The organism is Litorivivens lipolytica (assembly GCF_014191715.1).
GTDB classification, from domain to species: Bacteria; Pseudomonadota; Gammaproteobacteria; order Pseudomonadales; family Spongiibacteraceae; genus Litorivivens; species Litorivivens lipolytica.
Map to the genome: position 1 here is coordinate 75,102 of NZ_JACHWY010000002.1, position 15,671 is coordinate 90,772.

11 protein-coding genes and 2 tRNA genes are annotated in these 15,671 nt (G+C 54.2%); 6 read left to right on the top strand and 7 right to left on the bottom strand.

The annotated features are described in order from the left end of the window. Position 1: 1 nt before the first annotated feature. Positions 2–448 carry a YchJ family protein gene (locus FHR99_RS08830; RefSeq protein ID WP_183410294.1) on the bottom strand — a complete coding sequence of 149 codons (447 nt, stop codon included), beginning with the start codon at positions 446–448 and terminating at the stop codon, positions 2–4. A 263-nt stretch (positions 449–711) separates the two neighbouring features. Here FHR99_RS08830 and FHR99_RS08835 point away from each other — a divergent pair, with 263 nt between their 5' ends. Continuing rightward, positions 712–1,290, top strand: coding sequence for a hypothetical protein (locus FHR99_RS08835; RefSeq protein WP_183410295.1), 579 nt, complete (start codon positions 712–714; stop codon positions 1,288–1,290). A gap of 78 nt (positions 1,291–1,368) precedes the next feature. Here FHR99_RS08835 and FHR99_RS08840 read toward each other — a convergent pair. Beyond that, a tRNA-Arg gene (locus tag FHR99_RS08840) sits at positions 1,369–1,445 on the bottom strand. A 244-nt stretch (positions 1,446–1,689) separates the two neighbouring features. Between FHR99_RS08840 and pomA the strand changes: the two genes are divergently transcribed. The 4 genes from pomA (at position 1,690) to FHR99_RS08860 (ending at position 6,765) form a co-directional block, all read left to right on the top strand. After that, positions 1,690–2,478 (top strand): flagellar motor protein PomA, encoded by a 789-nt coding sequence (gene pomA / locus FHR99_RS08845; protein WP_183410296.1) that lies wholly within the window; start codon positions 1,690–1,692, stop codon positions 2,476–2,478. After that, on the top strand, positions 2,478–3,341 hold the full coding sequence (locus tag FHR99_RS08850) for a flagellar motor protein MotB (RefSeq protein ID WP_183410297.1): 864 nt from the start codon (positions 2,478–2,480) through the stop codon (positions 3,339–3,341). Before pomA ends, FHR99_RS08850 begins: the two co-directional genes overlap by 1 nt. A gap of 120 nt (positions 3,342–3,461) precedes the next feature. Further along, positions 3,462–4,931, top strand: a complete 1,470-nt coding sequence (locus tag FHR99_RS08855; protein ID WP_183410298.1) for a flavin-containing monooxygenase — start codon at positions 3,462–3,464, stop codon at positions 4,929–4,931. 25 nt (positions 4,932–4,956) lie between these two features. Further along, entirely contained in the window at positions 4,957–6,765 is a 1,809-nt protein-coding gene (locus tag FHR99_RS08860) for an SDR family NAD(P)-dependent oxidoreductase (protein WP_183410299.1), read from the top strand. 24 nt (positions 6,766–6,789) lie between these two features. On the opposite strand, the gene FHR99_RS08865 is transcribed toward FHR99_RS08860, so the two are convergent. From FHR99_RS08865 to FHR99_RS08885, 5 genes are all read right to left on the bottom strand, one after another. Then, positions 6,790–7,245: a Csu type fimbrial protein gene (locus FHR99_RS08865; RefSeq protein ID WP_343067490.1), complete on the bottom strand. Its 456-nt coding sequence runs from the start codon at positions 7,243–7,245 to the stop codon at positions 6,790–6,792. Further along, the gene (locus FHR99_RS08870; RefSeq protein ID WP_183410300.1) at positions 7,236–10,127 is read right to left on the bottom strand and encodes a fimbria/pilus outer membrane usher protein; all 2,892 of its coding nucleotides are present in this window, start codon (positions 10,125–10,127) and stop codon (positions 7,236–7,238) included. Before FHR99_RS08870 ends, FHR99_RS08865 begins: the two co-directional genes overlap by 10 nt. 18 nt (positions 10,128–10,145) lie before the next feature. Next, on the bottom strand, positions 10,146–10,853 hold the full coding sequence (locus FHR99_RS08875) for a fimbrial biogenesis chaperone (RefSeq protein ID WP_183410301.1): 708 nt from the start codon (positions 10,851–10,853) through the stop codon (positions 10,146–10,148). A 13-nt stretch (positions 10,854–10,866) separates the two neighbouring features. Further along, on the bottom strand, positions 10,867–11,367 hold the full coding sequence (locus FHR99_RS08880; protein ID WP_183410302.1) for a Csu type fimbrial protein: 501 nt from the start codon (positions 11,365–11,367) through the stop codon (positions 10,867–10,869). Positions 11,368–11,779: 412 nt separating this feature from the next. Further along, positions 11,780–11,856, bottom strand: a tRNA-Arg gene (locus FHR99_RS08885). Between the two features lie 451 nt (positions 11,857–12,307). Between FHR99_RS08885 and FHR99_RS08890 the strand changes: the two genes are divergently transcribed. Beyond that, positions 12,308–15,634: an OmpA family protein gene (locus tag FHR99_RS08890; RefSeq protein ID WP_183410303.1), complete on the top strand. Its 3,327-nt coding sequence runs from the start codon at positions 12,308–12,310 to the stop codon at positions 15,632–15,634. The last annotated feature ends 37 nt before the right edge of the window (positions 15,635–15,671 follow it).

The window sequence follows — 15,671 nt, forward strand, 5'->3', positions numbered from 1 at the left end:
ATTAACCGCTGTGACACTTTTTATATTTTTTGCCACTGCTGCACCAGCAAGGATCATTGCGGCCAAAGGTCAGCGGTGGCAAAAATACGCCGCTGACATATATCCATTGATCGCCGCGCAGCTCAAAGCTTGAGCGTTCGTGTAACTGCTCAACTTCATCTTTCACCTCATAAAATGCCGAAAATTCGACGGTGTTTTCTTTTGCTTCAATGACCTTTAACGCAAGCCAGTGGGTATTGGCACAGCTTTGTTTAAGCAGCTCTCGCTCGTTGGGCGCGTGGTTTTCAGGGGCGCTGGTTTGTAACAGATAGTCGACCTTGCCCAGCACAAACGCACTGTATCGAGATCGCATCAGTGCTTCCGGTGACGGCGCTTTCTGTTTTCCCGTGACATAGGGTTCGCAGCATTCAGCAAATGGCTGGGCGCTGTTGCAGTGGCAGGGTGACATGAAACATTCACTTATTTTCAGCAAGAAAAATATTGTACGTGGCGGTGGTTTATAGGCCTAGTGTGTCGCTGTATTAAATTACCCACAGCGAGAGCCAATAGAGCGTCGCCGTTCTCCCACTGTTGCTGTTGGCGGACTAAAAAGTGCCCACATTTCTTCAGGCAATGCAGCGCGTTAACTGGAATAGTACCAGCGCACTGAACATGCTGCGCTTAGGTGCAGTCCACAGCTCAAACCTTGATGAAAATGATGGGAGGAACTCTATGGAACAAAAGAGCAATTGGATGCGGGCATTGGCGATGTGCGCCGCGCTGCCGCTGCTAATGGCGACTCATGCAAGTGCTCAGCCAGCGCTCGGCGTATCATCTCCGGACGGTGGAGGCTTGAATGCCATTAGCGGTGCCTTGCAGGGTGGCGCAATGTCGGCAGGGATGGGCGATAGCCCTGGCGATGCCAATACCGTGCCGCAGCCGTCATCGGACGCTGGCCCTTTTGGTGATAGCGAAGCCCCTGAATCGCCTCTACCGGGGCTGGCATCCGCCTCGGATGACGGCGCGGAGCCAGAGCCCTACCGTTTTGACGGCGGCCTGACCGTAAGGCAGGAAACACGGGGTGAACAGTTTACGCCCGGCTCGGGTGATATGGCTGAAGCTCGCAATCCGTCTTTCTTCGAGCGCCACACCGTCGCTGAGGATCACTCCAGCGTAAGAACCTGTCTGGCGGCGGGGGAGACCTGTCGCGCGGAGTTTGATGTGATTCTCGCTACCAGCGAGGAGAGCAATTACGACACGGCAGTATTGCTGAACGATGAGGTGGTGTTGCCGCCACCGCAGGATGAATAAGGAGGTAATCGGCCGGGGCAATTGCCTCGGCTGTCTTCGTGATAAGCGAGCTCTGTGGGAGGGCGTGAATCTAAAAAATGGCGCGCCCGGAGAGATTCGAACTCCCGACCAAGTGGTTCGAAGCCACCTACTCTATCCAGCTGAGCTACGGGCGCGCAGGCTGAGCAGTGTAACGCAAAGTGACTGTTTTCGCTAAAGTATTTTGCGTTTCCGTCGATATCGTTAGATCAATTCTTAGCGCGCAACTGTGGCAATCTCGTATAGAAAATTTCTCGCTGTCAGTAGAGGCTTGTACTTACTCAAGAAACCCTGAAATGTGTCGATGTCCTAAGTGCTCGGCATAGTAAAGAAAGCTGTTCAATTGAACAGTGGCAGGGTATATGAGCGGGGAGTACAACTGTGGATTTAGCGACATTACTGGGAATCTTGGGATCGCTTGGCGTCATCGTCGGTGCGATAGTCTTTGGTGGTAGTGCCAGCGGCTTTATTGACGTTCCCAGTATCATGATCGTTATCGGCGGGACTATTTTTGCGAACCTGATTAAATTCCCGCTGGAGCAGACGCTGGGCGCCTTTAAGGTGGCTTCGCGTGCCTTTGTGCACAAGCCGGTCAGCTCTGAGGCCCTGATCTCTGAGTGTATTGAACTGTCTAGCGTGGCGCGCAAGGAAGGCCTGCTGGGGCTGGAGTCTGTAGAGATCGGCAATCAGTTCCTTGAAAAAGGCGTGCAGATGGCGATTGATGGCCATGACGCAGACTTTGTTAAGCGGCTGCTCAGCAAGGAAATTAACCTCAATATCGAGCGCCAGGAAATGGGTGAAGCCATATTCCGGGGCTTTGGTGAATCGGCTCCCGCCATGGGGATGATCGGCACACTGGTGGGGCTGGTTCAGATGATGTCGAATATGTCCGACCCGAAGGCGATCGGCCCGGCCATGGCGATTGCACTATTGACGACCTTGTACGGCGCTATTCTGGCTAACGCCGTGGCAGTTCCCATGGCGGAGAAGCTGGCCTTCCGCACCGCTGAAGAACGCCGCAACAGACACCTGATTCTGGAGGCGGTCTACGGCATTCAGGAAGGCTTGAACCCCCGTGTACTCGAATCCCTGTTGTCGACCTACCTGCCGGAAGGTCAGCGCGACACTGGTGAAAAAGAAGCAGGCCAACCTGAAGCGGAAGCGGCATAATGGAAGAAGCCCCTCAGAAGAAGGAAGCGCCTGGCGCACCGGCGTGGGTAATGACCTTCGCCGACTTGATGTCGCTGCTGTTGGCTTTCTTCGTTCTGCTGTTTTCATTTTCCGAGATGGATAAGCAGAAGTTCAAGGAGCTCTCGGGCTCTATGAAAGATGCGTTTGGCGTGCAGCGCGACGTCCCGGCCTTTAACCCGCCTATTGGCAGTAGTTTTATAACCCGGGATTTTTCTCCGGGCATGCCCGTTCCTACCGAACAGGATGAGGTGCGGCAGCAGGCGCTGGATGAGCTGCGGAAAGTAACCCCCGACGGTGAAGAAGAGGTCGAAAAGGAGCTTTCCGAAGATCTGGAAAAGGTGCGACGGTATCTCGCCGTAGAGATCGCTCAGGGCATGGTGGAAGTCGATCACGATGGTGAACGCGTGATTACCATCCGCATCCGCGAGACTGGCTCGTTCCCGTCTGGCAGCGCCGAGCTCAGTAATGATTTCAACCCGGTGATCAAGAAGATCGCCAAGCTGACCAATGAAATAGGCGGGCGTATTGCCGTGGCCGGCCACACTGACCCCGTTCCTATCAGCACTAGCCGCTTTCGCTCTAACTGGGAGCTTTCATCGGCTCGCGCGGTGACAGTGCTGGAACAGATTGTTGCCGAGGGCAACATTGATCCCGCACGCTTTCAGGTGGCCGGCCACGGCTCGACGCGGCCGATCGACAGTAACGATACGGTTGAGGGGCGGGCGCGTAACCGTCGGGTTGAAGTTATCCTGCTGCGCGGCGGATCGCTGGACTCCAACTACTCCGGCGGCTTGAGCGGCCGCGAGGCCTCAGTGCTGGAATCACTTTTCCCCGACGGCTGAACTCTCAATCTCGCCAAGACTCCCCCTAGATTTGACCCCGCGCTTTGTCAGTCGTAATGTGTTGCTCGCATGTATTCGGTGTTAACACGACCATAATCATAATCAACTGCGAGCATTACCATGACGAACCCCTCTGCTTCCGTCGAGGTGGCAATTATAGGCAGCGGCTTTGGCGGGCTTTGCGCCGCCATCAATCTGCTCAAACGCGGTATCGACGACTTTGTCATTCTCGAACGTCGTCATTTTATGGGCGGTACCTGGTTTCAGAACCGCTATCCGGGGGCGGCGGTGGACGTGCAGTCTGCCCTGTATTCACTGGCCGATGAGCCCTACGACTGGCGCCAGCTTTTTGCCGAGGGCGATGAGCTGCGCAACTACACCCAGGCCGTTATCGACAAGTATCAGCTGGCAGCCAAAACCCGCCTGAACTGGGCGGTTGGTCAAGCGAGCTGGTGTGAAGAAAGTGAGCGCTGGCAGCTGGCTCGTGACAGCGGCGAACAACTTGACTGCCGTTTTCTGATTAATGCCACCGGGCCGCTTAGTACGCCGGTCATTCCGGAGTTTCCCGGTCGGGAAACCTTTCAGGGCGCCAGTTTTCACACCAACGATTGGGATACCGACTACGATCATCGCGGTAAACGCGTTGCGGTAATCGGCAGTGGAGCCAGTGCGGCCCAGGTAATTCCTGCCATTGCCGACGAGGTGTCCGAGCTGCATGTGTTCCAGCGTACGCCGCACTGGGTGATTCCCCGGCCGGACTATGTCTTTAAACCCTGGCAGAGAAAGCTGCTGCAAAAACGCGGCTGTTATCAGCTGCTGCGCAAGGTGATTTACTGGGCGCTGGAGGGTCGAGTACTGGGTTTCAAATATTCCAAGACTTTTCTGAATCTGGTGGCCCGCAGTCGCGCTATGAAACTTCTCAAGCGTCAGGTGCTCGACGATACGCTGCGGGCCAAACTGACACCCGATTACACCATCGGTTGCAAGCGCATCATTCTGTCTGACACCTTATATCCTGCACTTACCAAAGCGTCGACGCAGCTGCACGATAAAAATGACGGGATTGCTCGAATCACCGAGCAGGGTATTGTGACCACGCAGGGGCAGGAAATACCGCTGGACTTGATCGTGTATTCCACCGGTTTTGACGCGACGGATGGTTTGATTTCCTATCCGGTGCATGGTCGTGGTGGCGTTGCCCTGCGTGATAAATGGCAAACGTATCCGCGTGCCTATCTCGGCACTACCGTGCCAGACTTCCCCAACCTGTTTATTGTTACCGGCCCTAACACCGGCATCGGTCATACCTCGGCGCTGTTTATTATTGAATCTCAGATGAATTACATCATGAACTGCATTGAGCGAGTGCGATCCGGTGATTGTCGAACCATTGAGGTGAAAGCCGATGCGGAGTCGCGCTATACCCAGCATATTCACAGCGAAATGGAACGCACGGTCTGGAAGTCTGGCGGCTGCAACAGCTGGTACCAAAGCAAAAGCGGGCATGTGATTGCCATGTTCCCGGGCTTCAGTTTTACCTACCGACGCTGGACACGAAATTTTCGTGCCGCTGATCACCACCTTTCCTGAGGCGCGTTAGAGAGGGAGCGATTTCATGTTTCTTAATCCTCAGGATATTGTGGTCATAACGGGCGCCGCTTCGGGTATGGGGCGCGCCTACGCCATTGCGTTTGCTCGTTTGAATTGTCGGTTGGCACTGTGCGATATCGATGAAAACGGCTTGGATGAAACCTGTAATCAGGTCGCAGCTTTTTCTAAAGAGGCCTGTCTGCGTGCGGTGGTCAACATCGCTGAAGTCGATTCGGTTAATGCCTTTGCCCAGCGGGTAAACCGTGAACTGGGGCCAGCCCGGGTTGTTATAAACAATGCCGGGATAGAAGGTAGCGCCCAGCCCTCTTGGCAAACACCGTTGGCGATGTATGAAAAGGTCATGGCGGTGAATTATTTCGGCGTGGTGCATGGTTGCCGTTCCTTCCTGCCGCAACTGCTGACATACCAGCGCGCATGGCTGGTTAATATATCGAGCGTTTTTGGATTGATCGGCACGCCCAATCATACGGACTACTGCGGCAGTAAATTTGCGGTGCGCGGTTATACTGAAGCCCTGCGAGCAGAATTAAACGGTAGCGGTGTGCACGTCATGCTCGTGCATCCCGGGGGTGTGAATACCCGGATCGCGCGCCAGGATATAAGCCGCCCCTTTGCTGAACAATTTCTTAAATCTACGCCTGAGCAGGTCGTTAAGCAGGTGCTGCGCGCTATGGCAAACGGCAGGGCGCGAGTAGTGTGTGGTCATAACAGCTGGAAGACGGCGTTGGCTGCTCGCCTGCTACCACTTGGCTTGCTTAGCAGACTGATTTGGCGAGAACTGTCTGGCTTTATTGATAGCAAAAACTATCCCCCCCCGACAGGCGCTCTCCAACGAGATTCAAGCGGCGACGGCCCAAAGATTGAACAGGAAAAAACCATGAAAAAGATGCTAATACTCCTCGGCGGTTTGATTATTGCGGCGGTGATCTGGAGCATTGCAAGTTATCCGCGCATAGGATCGCTCGTTTATGAAGTAGGAGTAGCTACAGAGGCTGCGGTGTACGGCTTCGAGAAGAAACAGCAGCCACTGGGCGAACTCGATATGGTGTATTACGCTGGTGGTAATACGGATGGCCCAACCATCGTTATGCTCCACGGCTACAGTGCCGACAAAATGGTTTGGCTGCGTTTTGCTCGTCACCTAACCGATAGCTATCACATTTTGATCCCGGATTTGGCAGGTCATGGTGAGACCGGTTTTCAAGCTGATTGGGATTACACGATGGCGGCGCAGGCTGAGCGTGTGGTTGCACTGCTCGACGCCTTGAATATCGAGCAAGCACATATCATCGGCAACTCAATGGGCGGGTTTATCAGTGGCCAGTTTGCGTTGGATTATCCGCAGCGTACCCTCAGTATTGCTCCAGTTGACCCTGCCGGTGTCACTACTCCCGAGCCAAGCGACATGGAGAAAATGCTCGCTGAAGGCCGCAATCCCTTCCTGATCGAAAACGGTGAACAATTCGCCGAGTTTTATCAGATGACCATGGCCAAGCCGCCGTGGCTACCGGGCATGGTGCTTGATGCTATGGCCGAAGATTACCGTGTTCTTGCCCCACAACTGGAAGCCATTTTTGAGGATATTCAGCGCTCGCCACTGTTGGCGGATCGCCTAGGTGAGCTGCAGGTGCCGGCCCTTATTTTATGGGGCGATCAGGATGCGCTGATTCACGTCAGTGGTGCTGAGCGTTGGCATGCGCTTATACCCGATAGTCAGCTGACCGTGTGGGAAGGTATTGGGCATATGCCGATGCTGGAAATTCCTGAAGCGAGTGCGCAGCGCTATCGAGCGTTTTTAGCGCGCGGAGAGTAAGGGGCTAAGGCGTAGCGGGAGATTTTAGTAGGTGACGGTAACGGAGATCGTATCCGAATAATTGCCCGCTGCAGAATTTTGACCAGCAGGAATCCGGCCGTAAACCACATGGTCGATGGGTAGAAGTAAAACACCAATCGCACCCGGTACGGTTGCGGTGCCCCCGTTGCCATCTCCCCATACCGTGAGGTAGGTCGGATCCGTGTACAGGTTGTAGTTCAAGCTGTTTGCGCCACTACTCATCTTTCTCGGAGCGAAATTGCCTGCTCCACCAGCGGAAAGGGCAATGCTGTAGCCCATCGAAAGTGTGCAGCTTACCGATACGGAACCAACGCTATCCACTGACAGGCCAGATAGCGGGTCGTAGTCCCCAAACGCAACGCTATTTGCACTCGCGCTGCATTGGGCCGCGGCCGGCGCGGCAGAAAAGGCGATGCATAGACCGACCACAAGGGTGCGCCAAGATGTGACTACAGGCACGTGATGTCTCCGAGGTCAGGCAGCGGCTCGGATGCTGCGGGAACATTAAGTCTAAAGCGGCAGAATGTATCTTGCCACCACGCCTGCATTTCATGATCTCCGGGCGGGCTCTCAATATAGGCTTGACCCGCTATCCCGGTTTGTGACTTCTCGCCTGTGGCGGGATTCAGAAACTGAGTTCCAGAAGGGGCGGGGTTGCCTGAGTTGTCGAGTAAGCGAAAGCCTACCCAGCGAGCCTTTTTGATCGAAAAGCGTATTTTTACGCCCTGCCTGTAAGCGGGCACAGCGATTTGCTCTAGCGAGGCGACTTGGATGTCGAGCGGTAGTTTTGTATCACCCAAACGAATTCGGTTGCGTTGGTAATCTCTCAAACCGGGCACAATGGCTTTCCCGCTGGCGTTTGTTCTGGCGAGCAGCTGATTGTCTCTGTAGATGGAAGCATCTGGCAAGTCGGGTACTTCGACTAACGCAAAGCTCTGATTAAGACGTTGTGTTAGGTAAGGGCGGCTACCGAAGAAAGCCACGCCGCCGTCCACTGCGGTTCGGTACTCGGTTTGTGTGTCGAGATGGCTGGACTGTACCTGGATATGGCTGATAGGGTTTCGCCAGTTAACGCCAGCTTCGATGCGGTCGCTGTTGCCATCTTCATGAGCCAGCTGGTATCCAAATCCATTGCCGGCTGGCAAGTTCTTGCGTAACTGTGTTCTATACCGCGAGGTAGATGCTTGCCGTCGCGCGTTGCTGGTGATTGATGTGCTTCGGCCCAGGGGTATGGATATCGACGCACTGGCACTGCGTTCCAGAACATCGTCCAGTGGCTCTAAATAGCTTAGGCTGAAATGCGCGTTGTACGGTAGGCTGAGGGAATATTGCAGGGTTGCAAATTCATTGTCCGCCTCATTGCGTTTTCGGCGCTGAATATGACTCAGCGAAAGCCCACCATATTTACCCATGCCCACAGAAGCAAAGCCTGTAGATTCAAAAGCATCTAACTCGCTCTCAGGGCTCGTGCCAAGTTGCTGAAAGTGACGTGAGCGCCAGGTGCCTCTGGCACCGAAGCTAAATTGCCGGGCTTGGCGTCGCACGCCCACGGATGTGAGTGTCCCGGAAAGACTGTCTGCGTCTCGGCTACCCGCTAAAGCGAAATTAAACTCTGCGACAGCGGGCCACACCACCGTTGCCGCTGTACCGATCGAATTCACCTCGCTGCTGAGTTCTGCTCGGACTTCTCCTGTATACCAATGGCTAAAGCCGTAGCGGTGTGTTCCGCTGGCAAAATCGGTTGCATAGTCATTGCTTTCGCGGGTGAAGTTGTTGCGAATAACCCCGAGCTCATAGCTGTAGTCATGTAGCCCGGGTTTTAAGAGTTGGGAGCTGGCATAGAATGGTCGGGTAACGACGGACTCGCGTCCAAAAAGGTCTCGGGTGACGATGCGCATTTCACCGGCCCCTGTTACCGTGGGCACTTCATTGATCGTGAATGCTCCCGGCTCGATACTGGAGCTGGCGCGCCGCGAGTTATCAATAAAAATATCAACTGTGGATGGTACAACCGACTCGCCGGTGATTAGCTGCGTGGGGAAAGTGATAAATCCAGGCTGGGTTGAAAAGTTAGTTCCCCATCGTAGCCCGCCAAAGCGAGTTGGACGCCCCCAGGCACCCCCTTCGTTTAGCGTGTCGCCAATGATGAGTGAGCGCATTTTCTCGGGCCAGTCAACGCGCAGGTTCGTTTCAAGACGAATATTCTCGCGATCGTCATCCGTGATATTTCTGATGAGGTGTTGGCTTGAAAGAAACCCTCGGCCCCAAAATGCTCCCATTTCGAACTGGCCACTAACCTGATCTTTTTCATCGGTGTGAGAGCTGAACAAGGCGTAGTTCAATAGAGCGCCGCGTTGACTAAAGTCGGGTTCTACGAGGTAGTCCTCATTACCCGACAGTTCGCTGGGAATAAACGCATCGGAGCGCGCATAGAGCGCTAAGGCTTGCCGTTTGGAATCAAAAACGGGGATGACGTTGTTCAAATCATCAATGGCGTATAAGTCGGGAGATGAGCTTTGGGCCTCGGGTGTTTGGAGTTTGCTCTCTGCAAACGTTGTCTCATCCAGAAGGAATTGCTGCTCATCATCCGCAAAAACTTTTACCAGGCGAGGCTGCTGTGATTCGTTTACCTGCAACTCAACCCAGGTTTCTTCAGCTTGTTCTGTGTTGGGGCGCGCACGGGTATCAATGCTGAGTAAGCTCCATTGGGGGTCTATCGCGACTTTGTACGGCCAGAGGTTGTCAATTTCCAGATAGAGTGTGCCATCAATCACGAGTGGAGCAAGCTCAGGTAAGGGCAGCTCAAGGGCGAGCAGATCGTCGCGACTGATTAACCAGCGATCAAGATGTTGCAGCAGAGTCAGTTCTCGCTCGGCGTCCTGTTGGTTGAGGATGAGTCGGAGCTTTACGCTGTCAACGTCCCGGCTGCCTAGCGGTATGGACTTGCGAGGGCCTTGAAAAGGCGCAAATTCAGGCGTTTGAGGGCTGTTGGGCTTAGTGGCTTGCGTCGAAACGAGTGTGAGTGCTCCCTTCGACAGGCTGATGCGATAGCCGTTTATTGAGCGAAGCGGCAGGAAGGGATACCCGTCAACCTGCACTTGCCCGTCAAGGTCGATCGGTAGCCCTGCTGACAGCATATCAACCGCGCGAAGGTAGACGTCACTATCGCCGTGGAGTATTGCCCGAATATCCGTTCGGACCGTGCGGCCATCAATGATGAGATCAATTTTTTGCGGCGACAGAGTGCTCGTTTCTACCCAGGGCAGTTCGTTCCAATCGGCTTGAGCGCTGAAACCCAATAACAGCGAAGTAAAGATTAGGAGATTAAGCGAGCGGGCCATGCGTTGCCCCGAGCGCCACTATTGGACAAGCGCACGAGTGCGCCGCTCTAGTGGACCATTTGCGACGATAATTTCAACTTCCTTACCGACGCTCGGGGCCGTGTTTGACTCAATAAGCCAGGAGATCTGTGAGCCGGGTAGCACATACTGGAGATCGGATTCGCTGCCTATTTCCTTGGAGTTTTTTAGTAGCCGCCAAGAGGTGAGCTTATCGTGCCCGTTGCCCGTGTTTGCAACCGACAGTTTAACTTTTCCATCGCGTTGGCGCGTTACTGACCATTTCAAATCCGCGGCAGTAGGATATTCAGGGCGGACAAATACCGGGAGGCTCATATGGAGTGCAAACTTGAGTCCGCCGCGGGGTGTAGAGACGCCGGGAATTTCCTGTAGCAGGAGGCGATAGGCCTGCTCTTCGGGATGCGATTGATATGCGCGCAGGCCAACGCGCACGGTTTGTTCTTCGCCTGGCGCAATGGTGAATGTCGGTGGCACCGCGATGATATCGCGCGTTTCACGCAGTTCTTCTGCGCCTTTGTTTTGCACCCATTTTTTTGTCGCCACCTGCAATGTAACCGGGGTGGATTCTCTATTGCGCACGGTCAACGTTGTCGCGGGTGTGCTTTCCGAGAGCGCGATGGTTACGGGGCGAACTGAATACGAGCCAGAAAATGTCGTGGCTGAAACCAGCAGGGCGAAAGCAGTGACGATCCATGTCTTGCACGGCATAGCAGAACGTAGCTCAATAATTTAACGTGACATTTATCGTGTCGGAATAACTGCCGGTTTGCGTTTCCTGTTGCCCGGAAGGAATACGTCCATAGACAACAACCGGGACACCCAAACCCGTACCAATGCCGGTTACATCGTTTGTACCTGCGGTTTCGCCCCACACAGAGGTTCGCAAAGTATCGCTATACAGTTGATAGGATAGATAGTTGGAACTGCCGTCTGTCATACGTCGTGTGCTGACGGTGCCATCGCTGCTGCTGCCGCCATCATCGAGAAGTAGTGAGTAACTGGTGCCAAGTGAACAGGTGACGGTAATGGAGCCTACGGCATCGATATTCAAGTTGTTGACGGGTTCGACATTGCCAAAAGCTAGGTTATTGGCGCTGACATCGCATGAGTCCACCACCGTTGCAGTAACATTAAAAGTGGTCGTTGCTTGCGCCAGGGCATGACTGCTGTAGAACGCAGAAAGCAGACAAATAAAGGCGGCGAGTTTTGATGAGTAGCACATGGGTGACTCTCCTAGTTTGTTCGTTGTCAGGAACGATTACTCATTGAGGACCCGACGTAACTTAGCAATTTGAAGGTATTCACTTCGCCGCGCTATAAGAATAAGGGGATATACATATAGGTAGAGGTCCAGCCTCAGGGCTTGCTGCACTCGGCGCACATTGCTGTGCAATTTGTCGAACCTCGAGGTTCGAATCGGGGTGCTTTAGTAGTTGATTTGAGGCTGTTGATTCGAGGAAGGAGCTTAAAATGGCCCGCCCGAGAGGATGTGCTGGAAAAGCCTAGGGCTTTTCCACCCTGCGGGCTCGCTGCGCTCGGCGCAAATTGCTGTGCAATTTGTCGAACCTCGAGGTTCGAATCGGGGTGCTTTAGTAGTTGATTTGAGACTGTCGATTCGAGGAAGGTGCTTAAAGTGGCCCGCCCGAGAGGATTCGAACCTCTGACCTTTGCCTCCGGAGGGCAACGCTCTATCCAGCTGAGCTACGGGCGGTTTTTGGAGAGCGCGCACTATACCAGAGCCGCATTTTTGCCTCAATTCGCACTCAGAATAGCCAGCTACTTAACACTTGCGGGTGACTTTTGGAATATTCAGGAGCAAATAGTGGTTCGAGTGGTGGGTTGCGGGGCGTGGTTAGGCCGGTAAGTAGATACTTATAAATAAAGACAGTCTCGCTTCAAAATTCCAATCGCTTCGCATCTCCTTGATGTTAAATCATAGGAATGGCAAATCGCTATTTTTGCGTCCGTGGCGAGCTAAGTCATTGTGTGGTAGGGAGAATTACGGATCCGTGTAGTTGTTTCCCCTTAATGCCTCTAAGTAACAATTCCGCGAAAATGAGAACTTCTTCGCCAGTCTTATAAAATGTCAAGCTGCATATTTCGGTAGCTGGTAAAATTACCAAAGTGTAGTTATGGTCCTAGACAGGGCTTCAGGGGCATCCATGAAAAAACGCTTTCACTCCGCACCGTATAGGCTAACCGCACTCTGCGTATCGCTTTCTTTGGCTTCTCCATTTGTGATGGCTGGCCCCCTTGGCAACGCAGCTCGCTCTACGGGCTTGCTTCAACCGGTTGGTCGGGCTGTCGGGCTTGATCCGGTGCAGGTTATAGCGCCGGTTGATAATCTTTTAGAGGCGGGAGCGGAAAGTGCGGGGCTTTCCCCTGATGCGCTCCAAATGACGCCGGAACAGCTCGACTCGCTGAATGCCTTGGATGATGGCTTTGAGCGATCTCCGGTTGAGCCAATTACTCGCCCGCTGGGTGATAGTATTGATCCGCTTGTTGAAGCGCTTGATCGCACCCTTGATCCGGTCACTGATCCGGTCGATGACGCAGTGCTTGAGCCTGTATTGCAGGCTGTCTCTCCGGTGTCTGACCCACTGCTGAATGTTGTGCGGCCGGTTACCAATCCGGTCGACGGTATTACTGCTGACCTCACCGGTGGCAGCATCGAGGACTCACTGACAAACACCGATGATAACGACGCCGATGGCAATGGTGTGGTTAACGATCTGATTGGTGGTAATCGCAAGCAAAACAGCGGCCAGGAATCGGGAGAAGCGTCCCCGCTACCGGCAGTGTCTAACGGTGTGGGGAAAGCGCTGGGCCGTGTTACTCGCCCTCTGGATCGTGCTCTTGATCCGGTAACCGACCCCATTGACGAAACGGTAGTCGCTCCCATTCTGGACGCGCTTGCGCCAGTTACTGAACCCCTCTTGGAAGCGATTGAGCCGGCCACGGATCCGGTTGATGGCACGCTGGCAGATCTTACCGGCGGCAGCGTCGAGGACGCGTTAACTAATAGCGATGACAATACCGCTGACGGCGATGGTGCGATCAACGACCTTTTGGGTAGCAGCGAGGAGCCTGAAGGCGAAGATCCGACCGATTTGGGCCCCGTATTTGGTCCAGTCATTGAGTTGGTTGGAGATATCGCTAATCCGGTTAGCGAACAAACGGTTTTACTGCTTGATGGCGGTGTAGAACAGTCTCCCATCGCTCCACTGTCAGAGCCTCTGGGCGATATTCTATCGCCATTAGTGAGTACGCTTGATACCGCGCTGGATCCAGTGACTGACCCAGTTGATGATGTTGTTTTGGCCCCCGTTCTTGAAACCGTTTCTCCAATTTCTGATCCGTTGCTAGAAGTCTTTGAGCCAATTACCAACCCTGTTGATGGTCTGACTGCAGATTTGACGGGTGGCAGTGTTGAAGATGCCCTGACGAATAGCGATGACAATACTGGTGACGGTGATGGCCTGGTAAATGATCTGCTCAGTGGTAGCGATTCTGGTAACGGTTCCGACGGCGAAACTGGCAATGAAGGCGGTTTGATTGGCGATCTTGCTGATAGCCCCGTGTTTGGCCCCATCGTTGAGGTAGCGGATTTAACGGTCAACCCGGTACTTGAGCCGGTGATTGAAGTGGTCGATACAACCCTCGATCCGGTCACCGACCCGATTGATGATCAGGTAATCGCGCCGGTACTGGATGCCGTGGCTCCGGTTACTGATCCTGTGCTGGACGCGGCTGATCCGATTATCGAGCCAGTTGATGATGCACTTGCCGCTGTTGGTGCCGGTTCTCTGAGCGATGCCGTGACTAACGTGGATGAGAATCCGACTGATGGGGATGGTCTGGTAAATGATGCGCTGGGTGGTGCTGCGCCGGGTTCCGATGGCTCAGATGGCAGCGGCGGTGATGGTACGGTCATCGACGGCGTGACTGAAAACCCGCTTGTTAGCCCTATCGTTGAGGTTGTGGATTCGACGGTGAACCCAGTACTTGAGCCGGTGATTGAAGTGGTCGATACCACCCTCGATCCGGTCACCGACCCGATTGATGATCAGGTGATCGCGCCGGTACTGGATGCCGTGGCTCCGGTTACTGATCCTGTGCTGGACGCGGCTGATCCGATTATCGAGCCAGTTGATGATGCACTTGCCGCTGTTGGTGCCGGTTCTCTGAGCGATGCCGTGACTAACGTGGATGAGAATCCGACTGATGGGGATGGTCTGATAAATGATGCGCTGGGTGGTGCTGCGCCGGGTTCTGATGGAGCTGATGGCGGTTCGGAGGAAGGGGGCAGCTCAACACCGGGCGGCCTGCTGGACTCTGTTGTTGAAGTCGTCGACACCACTCTCGACCCGATTACCGATCCCATCGATGATCAATTGTTGGAGCCCATTCTCGATGTTGCCTCACCGGTTATTGAGCCGATACTGGATGCCGCTGATCCGGTTATCGAGCCTGTCGACGATGTGCTGGCTGATATTGGCGCAGGCTCGGTAGGCGATGCTCTCACCAATATTGATGAAAATACGGCTGACGGCGATGGTTTGGTGAATGACCTACTGGGCGGAAGTCCGGGGAGTGTCGTTGACGACACGGTGGAATCACCAATCGACGCGATTACTGATCCACTGGGTGAAATAACTCAACCGATTGTTGATGTGGTTGATAACCTGCTCGATCCCGTGACTGACATTGTGGATGAACAAGTGCTGGAGCCAGTGCTGGATGTGGTTGCGCCGGTCACTGACCCGGTTCTCGACGCGCTTGACCCGATTACTTCACCGGTCGATTCAATCGTTGGTGATGTAACCGGCGGCAGCCTGGATGATGCCTTGACCAACCTCGATCAGAATACGACCGATGGCAATGGCCTGGTGAATGATGTGCTGGGTGGCGACAGTGGCGCAGGTAGTGGTGGTAATGGCGGTAGTTCCAACGATGACGACATTGAGCCCGCGGATCAGCCGGCACTATTGGCACTGACCAATGCGCTGTTGGCGGGAGAGTTTGCGGACGATGATCGCGATGGTGTGGCCAATGCCTCGGACAAGTGTCCGCGCACCAGACCCGGAGCCAAGGTGCTGCGTAATGGCTGTGAAGTGACGGGCGTCGTCGCACTGATGCTCGAGGCGGTAAACTTCGATCACAATGAAGCTGTTTTGCTGCCGGAAGCTCGCGAGCGTTTGCTGCGAAATGTCGAAGTGCTGCAGAATCTGCCGTTCGCCAAGGTCGAAGTGGCTGGCCATACTGATGCAACCGGTGAGTCTGACTACAATGCCCGTTTGTCCCAGGCACGAGCAGAAGTCGTGGTTAATTTTTTGATCGCGCAAGGGATTGACGCATCGAAGCTAGTCATTCGCGGCTACGGTGAACAAAAGCCAGTTGCAGACAACGAGAGCGACAGCGGCCGCTATAAGAATCGTCGCGCGGAGCTGATCATTCGCGATGAGGTTGCGCTAAAAGAAGAAAACTGACAGTCGCGTTAACAGCGACGTCTATTCATAGTTTGGG